The sequence below is a fragment of the Chitinophaga sp. Ak27 genome (assembly GCF_012726295.1).
In the GTDB taxonomy this organism is placed as follows: domain Bacteria; phylum Bacteroidota; class Bacteroidia; order Chitinophagales; family Chitinophagaceae; genus Chitinophaga.
Genome location: NZ_JABAOB010000002.1, coordinates 628,969 through 639,925, shown reverse-complemented (window position 1 = coordinate 639,925; position 10,957 = coordinate 628,969). Strand labels below are relative to the sequence as shown.

Below are 10,957 nucleotides of genomic sequence, written 5' to 3'. Positions count from 1 at the left end.
ATCGTTGACGCGGATGTGTAAGCCTACCGACTTCCGGCATTTTTTCAATGGCCATTAGTACCTGGTCATGCAGTGCTTATAGGTGAATACGAGCTTAGGTTTGAAATGGCTATCAAATTCCACTTAAATCCTTTGCTGACAGTATCAAGCACAATCATGGCTTAAAGGACCTAAACTGAGAGGGTTGAGTAAAGTAACTATCGAAATAGGATTGTTGGCAATGGTACACAATTTTAGAAAGAAAACAGCATAAAACCCTTTTAAACCTTCTTCTTTAAAAACGAAAATAACAGAATCATTATAAAAATGAAAAAGAAGCCGTCCCCGTTTTTTCAGATCGCTTCTTTGTAGTAGCATGGAAAAAATTTGATTTTTGGATTTTTTTAAATACATTAGATAATCATTATTCAGAACTATCCGCCCTGTTTAATAAGACTCAACAGTACGTTACCCGTTACAACATTTAATTTAATCCTCAGATAACCTTTAACCTCAGTACTTGATACGTGCTCATATTACCTATTTTTTTTGTCCTGACTAAGCCAGAAAGCATTGTACTTTCTGCCTGATTTGTCATTTCATTTCTTCAACAGAAAATGTTTATTCTATCCATTTATCAAACACTTCAGCTTATGAAAAAAGCACTCCTCATTATTACCGCCGGTATTGCAGCAGGGGCATCCCTGATCGTTTTTTTTAAGCAGTCGCCCACCAGGGCTGCGGCAGTGCATGGAAAAGTGGACCAGTTTAGTTTCAATATAACATTCGACTCAACCGTTCCCAATACGCTGAGTCAATACGCTGATTCTGCCGCTTTATGCAGCTTTGCGTGGAATGAGTTTTTTGCGCTGAATTGGAAATCAAGTTATAAGAAAAATACGCACGTATATAGAGGATATGCGGATCCGCAATGGACATATAGCGACCAAAGCGCTTATCCGATGAATGATCCTGTGGTATGGGAAACCTATGCTCATCGTGTTGAGCTGAGACCTAATCATGGGAATACGCTCCCTTTCGATAAGGTTCCCAGGTATGATTATGAAAAATATATTCCCCGCAAGGATAATAGTGTTGATACCACTTTATTCAATAACCTGGACGAGAACAATGAAATTGGCTCCTGTGACCTGTATGCAAAAGTAAACCAGTACAATACTCAATATCAGGTATTGTATGAAGCAAAAGTGAACCGGGATGAATATGATTATAAGCGTAAGAATTATCCTGATGAGGCATCTTTAATAGCTGCGGTAAATAGAACTGCCAGCAATATCGCAAAGGATTCAGCATATTATAATCCAAAAGATTATCCAGGTGGTAAGTATACAGGCGGCAATTGTAATTGCCCTCCGGGTATATTCTGCCTGCCGTGTGGAAACGCTAAGGATCCTGATACACGTTTTGGTAAATATACCGGGGCGCTGGAGGTAAAGAGCGCCTGGAGAGAGATGACCAATGACGCAGAAGAAAATACACATTTTACCCGGAAAGTAATTGTCTATGAAAAGGATCCACAAACAGGTAAAACGGTTTCCGTAAACAAAACATACGGGCTAATAGGCATTCATATCATCCATAAACTGGCTAACTACCCTGCTTTCACCTTTGCTACCTTTGAACATGTAGATGTTAAAAAGGATAGCATGGGTTACATAGAGTTGCCCAAAAAAGGCAACCCTACACCACAGCGGTACGATCGTTTTCATCCAATATCAGTTGTGGCAGATGCTTCCACCAAATATGTACAGGATCAACTAAGGAAAAAAAATCCAAAATCCATCTGGTTAAATTACCGCCTGGTAGGTGTGCAGGGCATGCCTACTAATGACAGCACTTCATTCAGCTTCTACCTGGCTAACTATGTCATAGAATCAGATCGAACACTGGGAGATTTCAGAGGAAGCGGCTTCAAACACCCTCATGATGGACGTCATAATGTTTTCATAAATGGAAAACATTACAGTATGGGAGGCTGTCAGGGCTGCCATGGTGCTGCCCAGGGAATAGGGGCTGATTTCTCTTTCCTGATGGATGCGACTTCTAATCAGCCGGATAAAGTACCAGATATCGATAGAACAGACGATAAATTGAAAGCGTATATAGCTTCATTTGAAAAGCTGGAGAAAGCAGGAAAGAAAAAATGAATACGTTGATATTTAGAGATCTAATTATTCAGTGACGTGGATATTTAGCATGCAGCAGAGATGATGTTCTGTTCTAAAATATCTACGTCACCAAAATAATTAAATCTCTCAAATTTTCTCAAACATACACCTCATCTTTATCTTCAGCGCCTACCACCAGGTACATAATAACAGTTAGCATAACTCACTATTTTTAAAAAAAATTTGAAGATTAATTATTTTTTAATAGCTTCGGCTATCACCGATCGTCAAAAATCTATCAGCCTTATTTTAATGACCCAATGTAAGTATTTAATCATAGCATTCTTGTATGACACTTTAAACCTCATATAACCAAAACCCACAGCCCTTTTCATTATAAACACCCATGTGTTAATGCCAGTTTTTTGCATTGTTGCAATTATCTGAATTTATTGTCCTGGCTAAACCGACATGCACAGCTTGTCTTTGGCGAAGCCATGCTGCTGCCTTTCCCGTTCTCTGATTTCTTACAGTGCATGAGTATACTGGCTGTATTATCCATAAATGTTGTCTTATGAAAAATGGTGTCTCCTATTTCTTTTACAGTAACTATTGCAGAGATGGCCCTATTGCGTCTTTGAACCCCTCGTCCGTGGCTGGGCTACGTAGGAATATCTTTCGGCCTTCCCTCTTACAATATCAATATAGGCTATGGAAAATTTAAATGAATGCAACACTTGTAATTGCCATGCCAGGCATTCCGATGAGCAGCAATCCTCGGGGACGATACCCTCAAAAACCGCCAGGAGTGTACCTTCGGTTATATTGAGCATCCTGATTGCTTTTTTTCCGAAATGTCCTATGTGCTGGGCTGTTTATATGAGTATGTTCGGCAGCCTGGGATTGGCTAAGCTACCTTATATGAAATGGCTGCTGCCCGTAATGATGATCTTCCTGGCGATACATCTTTTCTTTTTGTATAAGCGGATAAGAGTGGCAGGATACCTGCCTTTCATTATCAGCATGCTGGGTGCGGTTTTTATTATGAGCAGCCGAGCATTCTTCCCTGGCACGCAATGGTCGCTGGTTGCGGGCGTTGGCATGATCCTGACAGGATCTTTACTGAATAATTTCCCCCATGTATCCTTGAAACTTATTCACAAGAAACACAAAATTGCTTAACTATGACAAGAAATGGCATAGGCGTTCGCCGCTCTATAATTGAAATTCAGAATGATTATGATGCAGGCACCAATAATGATCTGGAAAAACTGATGACAGCATGGGCTTATATTAAAGCATTACCACCTACTGACCCTAACTCTTTTTTCGTGATAGGTGGGTATCACGGAGAACCATTTGCCGGGGAAGGCGCTACAAACCCGGAATGGTGGGGTGGCTACTGTAATCACCAGAATGTGCTTTTCCCCACCTGGCACAGGGTATATGTATACAAGCTGGAAAAAGCCCTGCAGACCACTCCTGGTTGTGAGGATGTAATGCAACCCTATTGGGATGAGACAGATTCCTATTCAACCACATATGGTATACCGCGTGCGCTTACAGCTCCGAAGTTTACATTTAAGGGAGCGTTCCCGCAGTGTTTGCGTGATAAGGGAATTGTACCTGATGATAATAATGCCATCGATAATCCACTGGCCTCATTTACCTTCCCTAAAAAAATAACAGACCTGGTGAACAATGACGACTCCGTTTATAGCAAACCACAAGGTTACCAAACAGTAAGATACCCGCTGTCGGGCCTTGTGGGCACGCCGCAGGCCCAAGCCACTACTTACGAGTATAATGCTAATTTCTTTGATCCAAACGCCAATATTGCCTTGCTGAATGCGAATGTATTACAATGGCTTAATAATGTGACTTACTACATACCCGGATGTGGCCCAGGAGACGGGACAACACGACCGGCAGGTATAGCAAAGGCATTCAGTGACTGTCTTGACGCTCCTATTTATACGATATTCTCCAATACGCAATCTGCTGCTTATTATGGTAAAGGGTACACTGCACTGGAGCATCCGCACAACGATATTCATTTGGCAGTTGGTGGTTTTAATCTTCCTAAGGGCATAAATAATGGAGGCTATGATTTATCGCAGCTACCGGATGCAAATGGTGATATGGGTGAGAATGATACCGCAGGACTGGATCCTATCTTCTTTTTTCACCACTGTAATATAGATCGTGTGTTTTGGTTATGGCAGCAAAAGCAGGGTTTTACAGAACGTTTTGACATCATCGAAGACCCCGCAGATCTGGGTACCTCAAATGGTTTCAATGACGGTGCCGGACAAGGCCCTGCCAACGGGCAAACGGAGAATGAAACACTAACTATGACAACTGCGCTAAAACCGTTTATAAAAACAGATACGACCTATTTCACATCAGAAGATTGCATAAATATTGAATCACAGCTGAATTACACCTACAGCGATGGCTCATTATCGGAAAACGACGTTGTTGCAGCTGCAAGAGCTGCCAAGGTTGTTGATTCAAAGAGAAGCGATCTGCATCTCTATATTTCAGGGCTTAGCAGAGGAGGTATCAAAGGCTCCTTTATTGTTGGTGTATATGCCACCAAAGGGGATGATACAAGATATCTTGTCGGTTATCAGTCTGTGCTGAGCCGCTGGGATGTTGGTGGTTGTGCTAATTGCCAGGCGCATCTGGGAATATCAGGAGCTGTTAGTCTGAACCAGTACACGGAGGAAGAGGTCAGCGGCATGAAATTTCACCTGGAAATTTTTGGCAGAGAGAAACAGAATACAGAACGTTTTAAACAGTTCAGAACATTGGTTGCATTGGATACTCCGCCCTATAAGCTAGAGGTAAGGTAAGATTCCTGGTGATAATAGTAAAGAGGGTGTCTCAAATGGCACCCTCTTTTTATGAAGTACCGAACCTAATGTTGATAGCACTGCTTTTACTATGGTCATAATGTTCCGTCTGAAAGGCGAATTGATGGTACAAATCCCTTTCGAGGCTGTACGGATAGCTTTGGCGTTGGCTATTTACTTCGCCAGCATGTTTTTAGTTTGAAGGTCACCCGAACCGAAGTAATTTTCGTAGCTGATAAAAGAAACGTTCTATCAACCGTAGGTCTTGTGTAACAATCTCTGCATTGCCTTTCAGTTCTTTATCGAAGGCAAGTGTTTTGTGAAAAGAGGTTTTCAGGCCATCTGGGAGAATTACATTCACGTAGTAGTTACCATCTTTATCGGGGGTATTAGCGATGCTTTTTACCTTTCCCTGTACCGAGCCGAATTCCTGGTAAGGATAGTTGTCCAGTTTCAGCAGTACCTTCTGTCCTTCTTTCACCTTGCCGGAGTTAGTGGCTGGTACCTGCAGGCGGCCAATCAGCATATTTTTATCTTCCGGCATAACGGCAAGAAGTATATCACCTGACTTTACAAATTGGTTCTTACCCAGGAACTGCTGAAAGCCTACCACGCCATCTATGGAAGAGGTGAACAGGTAGTTTTGCTCCCAGGATTTAACAGACCGCCGCAATTGCTCAAACAGCTGGGCTGTCTGTGAGCTCAGGTTGATCTGGTCTTTTTGCGCGTTGATAGCCACACCGCTTCTCGTTTTTTCTATACCCAGTATACTCTCCTGCAACTGGGAAATCGTAACATTAAGATTTTCAATATTCTGTTCTGCCTGCAGGAATTTGATTTTCTCCTGGCCCATCTCCGCCGCAGACACCACTTTTTCTTTAAACAGTTCCTGGTACCTGTCGAACTCCCGTTTGGAGACTTCATACTTTTTTTGCTCCAGCTCTTTCTGCTGTTGCAGGGTGCGGATGCGGCTACGTGACTCCGTGAGGCTCTTCTCTGTCGCAGCGAAGTCCGGAGAATAGGGCTGCAAACGGGTATATAGCTGTTCATCCATGAGCGCTTTGGCAAAAGCATTATAGTCAGCCTGTACCTCCCCGAGCTTAAACCGGGCTACTTCCACCAAGGGGAAATGGGGCAATGCCTTACTATCCAGTGAATCCATGATATTACGCAGGCGGATCACGTCCCGGTAGTCTGCGGTGGACTGCAACACCAGCAAGAGCTGGTTCTTCGTTACCTTTTGGTGGTCTTCCACAAAGATTTCTTCCACCTTGCTGTTGGTGCGTGCTTCCAGCTTCTCCGGCGGATTGCTGGAAGAGATGATCACCTTGGAAGGTACAAACTCGGGGTATTTGATCACATAGCTCATCAGTAAAATGAGCAGCAGGATTACCATAATAACGGTGTTACCCCAGCGTATCATCCAGTGCGGAGGCAGCGTCAGAATGTCCTGCACCCCTTCCGAATGCAGCTGCACGGTGTCCAGTATATCTTTTTTAGTTTCCAAGTTCCAATTGATTTTTTACTAGCCTGTAATATTCTTTTTTGAGTGACACCAGTTCGTCGTGACTCCCCTCTTCTACTACCCTTCCTTTATCCAGTACGATGATTTTATCTGCATTTTTCACGGTTGACAAGCGGTGAGCGATAATCACCGCTGTTTTCCCTTTGAGAAACTGTTCCAGGTTGCCCATGATAGCCTTTTCCGTGTTGGCATCCAGCGCGCTGGTAGCTTCATCGAAGAAGATGTACTCCGGCGCTTTATAGACAGCCCGGGCAATAAAAAGGCGTTGTTTCTGGCCACCGCTGATGCCGATACCTTCGTTGCCGATTTTTGAATTGTAATTCAGGGGCAGGCTCTCAATAAAATCCCTGATGCACGCCACCTCAACTGCTTTGCGCAACTGTGGCCGGTCAATATCATCAATGCCGACGGCTATATTTTTAGCGATGGTATCATTGAACACATACCCTTCCTGCATCACCACACCGCATTGATCACGCCAGTAGCGCGGCGAAACATGTTTCAGGGGCGCATGGCCAATCTTTATTTCTCCCTCCACCGGATCATAAAACTTCATGAGCAACTTCAGCAATGTAGTTTTACCACTACCGCTAGCGCCGACAATGGCAGTAGTTTTACGATGCGGAATACGCAGGCTCAGGTTTTCAAATACAGGGGAACCAGCGCCTACATAACGGAAAGAAACATTATCCAATATAATATCCTGTTCCGGTATATCCATCACCGTTTGTATATCACTGCGTTCTTCGTCTTCCTTTTCGTGGATCTCGCTCAACCTTTCCAGGGATATCTTAGCATCCTGTACCTGCTTTACGAAATCCATCAGCTGTACCAGCGGGCCATTCAACTGACCGATGATATACTGTACTGCCAGCATCATACCCAGTGTCAGGTTACCGTCGAGTACCAGTTTGGCTGCCAGGAAACTGACAAAGATGTCTTTCATCTGGTTGATGAAATTGGAACCAACGGTTTGCCATTGCTCCAGGGACAAGGAACTGATATGGATCTTAAACAGTTTTACCTGCATAAATTCCCAGCCCCAGCGCATCTGTCTTTCAGCATTGTATATCTTGATTTCCTGCATCCCATTCACCAGCTCCATCACCTTGCTTTGTTCCTCCGATACCTGGGAGAAACGTTTATAGTCCAGGTCTCTTCTTTTTTTGAGGAAGAAAGAAATCCATGCAATAGACAACACCCCGCCCAGCAAATAGATCAGGAAAAGCCGGTAATCATACAACAGCAATACAATACTGAAGATCACCAGGTTCACCATGGAGAAAAGCGTATTCAGCGACGAATTGGTCATCAGCTGTTCTATGCGCTGGTGGTCATTAATACGCTGCATGATGTCCCCCGTCATGCGGGTATCAAAATAACTGATGGGCAATTTCATCAGCTTAATAAAAAAATTCGATACAATGGAGATATTGATCCTGCTGGACAGATGTAACAATATCCAGCTGCGTATCACTTCTATTCCGGTTCTTCCCACAAACAACATCACCTGTGCCAGTAGTACCAGGTAGATAAAATTCAGGTCATGGTTCTGTATGCCGATGTCTACAATACTCTGGGTGAGAAAGGGGAAGATCAGTGACAGCACGCTACCGGCCAGCAGGCCGAGGGTGAGCTGGGTAATCAGTTTTTTGTACCGGAAAAAATAGCTGAAGAGGAAGGAAATATCCTTCCTCTTAGCAGGTGTATCAGTTTCTGATTCATAAAATTCGGGCGTAGTTTCCAGCAGCAGGGCAATTCCTTCTTCATCATTTCCTTTTTTTCCCTTGCCCATCCAACCATCAATGAATTCCTGCTGGGTGTAGGTGATCAGCCCGTAGGCCGGATCGGACACGTGAACGAGGGTACGTCCACCTGATTTTTTGATGTTATAAACGACAACAAAATGTTGTTGTCCCCAGTGGCAAATACAAGGCAGTGGTGCCTCTTCCACCAGCGTGGAAAAATCTATTTTCACCGCCAGTGACTTAAACCCCAATCCTTCCGCAGCCGCAGACAATCCCGCTAAAGAGCTGCCCTCCCGCGTTGTTTCCGCGAGGGTACGGATAGCCTGTATATCTGTCAGCCTGCCATAATGCTTGCTGATGATTTTGATACAGGTAGGACCACAATCCTTCCCGTCAGGCTGTTTGTAAAAAGGAAATTTCTTCAGCTTCATATCATTTGATTATCTCTGCCATTCCATACCACCCGATAGCGGCTTGTTTCATCGGATGTTGCGTCCATTCTTCCCAGTTGTTGGTGTATGGATTGTACCCGCATTTCAGGGGTTTTGAATAGATGTCCTGTGGATTTTCTATATAAGCCCGGCAGTCAGTACATACATGCCGGAATTCACAGTCCTTACAAACAGCGATATCATCTTTGCGGATATGATTATAGCGGCTAAACGTTTTGTTGTCCAGCACCGCCTGTAGGGAGGTATCTGCCACATGGCCATAATTCTCCCGCATAGAAGGGCAATTTTTGATATATCCCTGCTGATCTATGCTCAGCTTACGATTCAGGCAGCTATTAAAACGCAGGCTTTCGGTGAACAGTTCCGTGTTCACCGTAAAGTGGTTGGCACGTATTTCGCCGCAGGCCATGCAGGAGTTGATTTCTCCGGTGAAATAGTATACTGGTACAGAATTCGAGAATATTTTCTCCAGCTTTTCCTCCGGGGAACTATGTATTAACAGGGATTTTACCCGTTGGTGTTTTTTCACCAGTTCGTCCAGTGTGGCTATATTCAGGCTTTTCTCGTAGTGCAGTACCAGTTTGATATGCCGCAACGTGGAATCGCTGAACAATGCCAGTAATTCCTTCAGTTCAGGCAGCGCCACCGGTTGATAAAACCTGATCTCCAGCCCTTCCAGGTGCTGGTCCAGCAGCTCCCGGAAAAATGGTCCGGTATAGTCGATGGTTTCCTGGTATTCAATAACAACATTGGTAATATCCGCAAAGCGGTCCCAGGTGAGCTCCATTGCGGTAAGCTCCGGCAGGATACGGTCGTCGATGAATCCCAGCTCACGGCTGACGAAGAAGTCCACATAACCGGTGATAGCTTCCCGGTTATCTTCCCCATAATGCGCAATACATTCGTCGATGGAATATTGTTGCAGGAACAACAATACTTCAGCAGTATCATTCGGCAGGTGATAAAACCGGCGCATTTGCAGATCGCAGAGCAGCGACATATTGGCGCCCTTTACCAGTTGACAGTTTGCGTATATATTTAGATATTCCATAACAGAAAATCAGAATTTGGAGATCGGTTTATAGAAATTATACAGTTCGAATCCTTCCGCGTTAACCCTCGAGGCTTTCTCAAACTTCGTGATGGGCAGGGAGGCAACGGATTCACTCTGCTTCAGAAAATACAGTGGCAGGGGCAGCATTTTCTTTGTTTTCAGGTTGCTGATGTATTTCTTTTTCATGGAGAACAGATTGATGAAGTAACCGTGCGAATTTTTTTTCCAGGTAATAGTTGCAGGGATGGGACACCATGCCGAACTGACCTTCCGGGTTGATTTCGAGGAAATGATAGTTCCCCTGCATGTCCACCATCAGGTCGATGGATCCCGTGCGGAAGCGCAGTATTTTCATGAGCTGGTCCAGTTTATGTTCCAGGTCAGCGGGTAATTTATAAGGTACGGTCCTGTTGGGCCGATGATTATCATAATTCCGGAAATCATCTGTTGTTTTCCGGTTGTTTTGGGAGAAGATGGCCATGGAATAACATACACCATCCAGGTAAAAGGTCCTGATCTCAAATTTTTTGACAATCCTTTCCTGTACCAGAGAGGGGAAAAATGTTTCCGGTACTGCGCCCAAGCTCTTTTGATCGATGGTGCTGGTCAGCATTTTGTAAGCCCGGCGCTCGGTATCCTCCAGTAAAATACATTCGCTGAGGGGCTTTACGATCAATGCGGGGTAGTGTTCCAGCAAAGCCATAATTTTTGTTTTGGTAGTGACCACCTCCGTAAAAGGCGTGGGGATGTTTAACCGGCGGGCCAATTGTAATACCTGCAGTTTATTTAGGTTTTTCTCTGACAGGGGATCGTTCAGCCATTTTTGGGCGTCAATGGAATGAAACAGAAAAGAATGCAGGCCGTTGAATTCATCTACCAGAAAACGTTTCAGGGTGTACTGGCTGTTAATGTCCGGTTGCTTCAGGCTAAACTCTGCGGGAAAGTGAGCGATTTTCCTGCGGTACCAAACCACAGCGGTTTCTGTATTATCCGGCAGATCACTAAGCTGTTGAAACCGGAAGAAGTCTTCACCATTCAACCGCCGGTAAGGTATTTTCAAATAGTCCATCCATTGGCAAACCTGGTCTGTAGTACTTTCCAGGTAGGACTGACTTAATATGAGTATCTTTTTAGACATGACCGGATATGATTTTTTGCGGGAAAAGAACTGCCAGCTATTGCTGGCAGTTCCTTGATTTCCTTCATCATGAT

7 protein-coding genes are annotated in these 10,957 nt (G+C 44.2%); 3 read left to right on the top strand and 4 right to left on the bottom strand.

Going from position 1 to position 10,957, the window contains the following annotated elements; translation table 11 throughout:
• Positions 1-632 precede the first annotated feature (632 nt).
• The 3 genes from HGH90_RS10395 to HGH90_RS10385 all read left to right on the top strand — a co-directional run bounded on the left by HGH90_RS10395 (position 633) and on the right by HGH90_RS10385 (position 4,966).
• Positions 633-2,147, top strand: coding sequence for a hypothetical protein (locus HGH90_RS10395; RefSeq protein WP_168767478.1), 1,515 nt, complete (start codon positions 633-635; stop codon positions 2,145-2,147).
• 882 nt (positions 2,148-3,029) lie between these two features.
• A complete protein-coding gene (locus HGH90_RS10390) occupies positions 3,030-3,290 on the top strand; it encodes a hypothetical protein (RefSeq protein WP_168767479.1) in 261 nt (86 codons plus the stop codon).
• A gap of 2 nt (positions 3,291-3,292) precedes the next feature.
• Positions 3,293-4,966 (top strand): tyrosinase family protein, encoded by a 1,674-nt coding sequence (locus tag HGH90_RS10385; RefSeq protein WP_169191022.1) that lies wholly within the window; start codon positions 3,293-3,295, stop codon positions 4,964-4,966.
• A gap of 205 nt (positions 4,967-5,171) precedes the next feature.
• Here the strand turns inward: HGH90_RS10385 and HGH90_RS10380 are convergent, their stop codons facing one another.
• The 4 genes from HGH90_RS10380 to gwsG form a co-directional block, all read right to left on the bottom strand.
• The gene (locus HGH90_RS10380; protein ID WP_169191021.1) at positions 5,172-6,473 is read right to left on the bottom strand and encodes an HlyD family secretion protein; all 1,302 of its coding nucleotides are present in this window, start codon (positions 6,471-6,473) and stop codon (positions 5,172-5,174) included.
• Positions 6,463-8,670, bottom strand: a complete 2,208-nt coding sequence (locus HGH90_RS10375) for a peptidase domain-containing ABC transporter (RefSeq protein WP_211172611.1) — start codon at positions 8,668-8,670, stop codon at positions 6,463-6,465. Before HGH90_RS10375 ends, HGH90_RS10380 begins: the two co-directional genes overlap by 11 nt.
• Before the next feature lies 1 nt (position 8,671).
• Positions 8,672-9,742: a grasp-with-spasm system SPASM domain peptide maturase gene (gene gwsS, locus HGH90_RS10370; RefSeq protein ID WP_169191020.1), complete on the bottom strand. Its 1,071-nt coding sequence runs from the start codon at positions 9,740-9,742 to the stop codon at positions 8,672-8,674.
• Positions 9,743-9,854: 112 nt separating this feature from the next.
• Positions 9,855-10,883 carry a grasp-with-spasm system ATP-grasp peptide maturase gene (gwsG, locus tag HGH90_RS10365; RefSeq protein WP_169191019.1) on the bottom strand — a complete coding sequence of 343 codons (1,029 nt, stop codon included), beginning with the start codon at positions 10,881-10,883 and terminating at the stop codon, positions 9,855-9,857.
• Positions 10,884-10,957: the final 74 nt, after the last annotated feature.

What these genes read in the sequence shown, in the direction of transcription:
- HGH90_RS10395 (WP_168767478.1), top strand. Translation starts at nt 633, where the DNA reads ATGAAAAAAGCACTCCTCATTATTACCGCCGGTATTGCAGCAGGGGCA.
- HGH90_RS10390 (WP_168767479.1), top strand. Translation starts at nt 3,030, where the DNA reads ATGAAATGGCTGCTGCCCGTAATGATGATCTTCCTGGCGATACATCTT.
- HGH90_RS10375 (WP_211172611.1), bottom strand. Translation starts at nt 8,670, where the DNA reads ATGAAGCTGAAGAAATTTCCTTTTTACAAACAGCCTGACGGGAAGGAT.
- HGH90_RS10385 (WP_169191022.1), top strand. Translation starts at nt 3,293, where the DNA reads ATGACAAGAAATGGCATAGGCGTTCGCCGCTCTATAATTGAAATTCAG.
- gwsS (WP_169191020.1), bottom strand. Translation starts at nt 9,742, where the DNA reads ATGGAATATCTAAATATATACGCAAACTGTCAACTGGTAAAGGGCGCC.
- gwsG (WP_169191019.1), bottom strand. Translation starts at nt 10,883, where the DNA reads ATGTCTAAAAAGATACTCATATTAAGTCAGTCCTACCTGGAAAGTACT.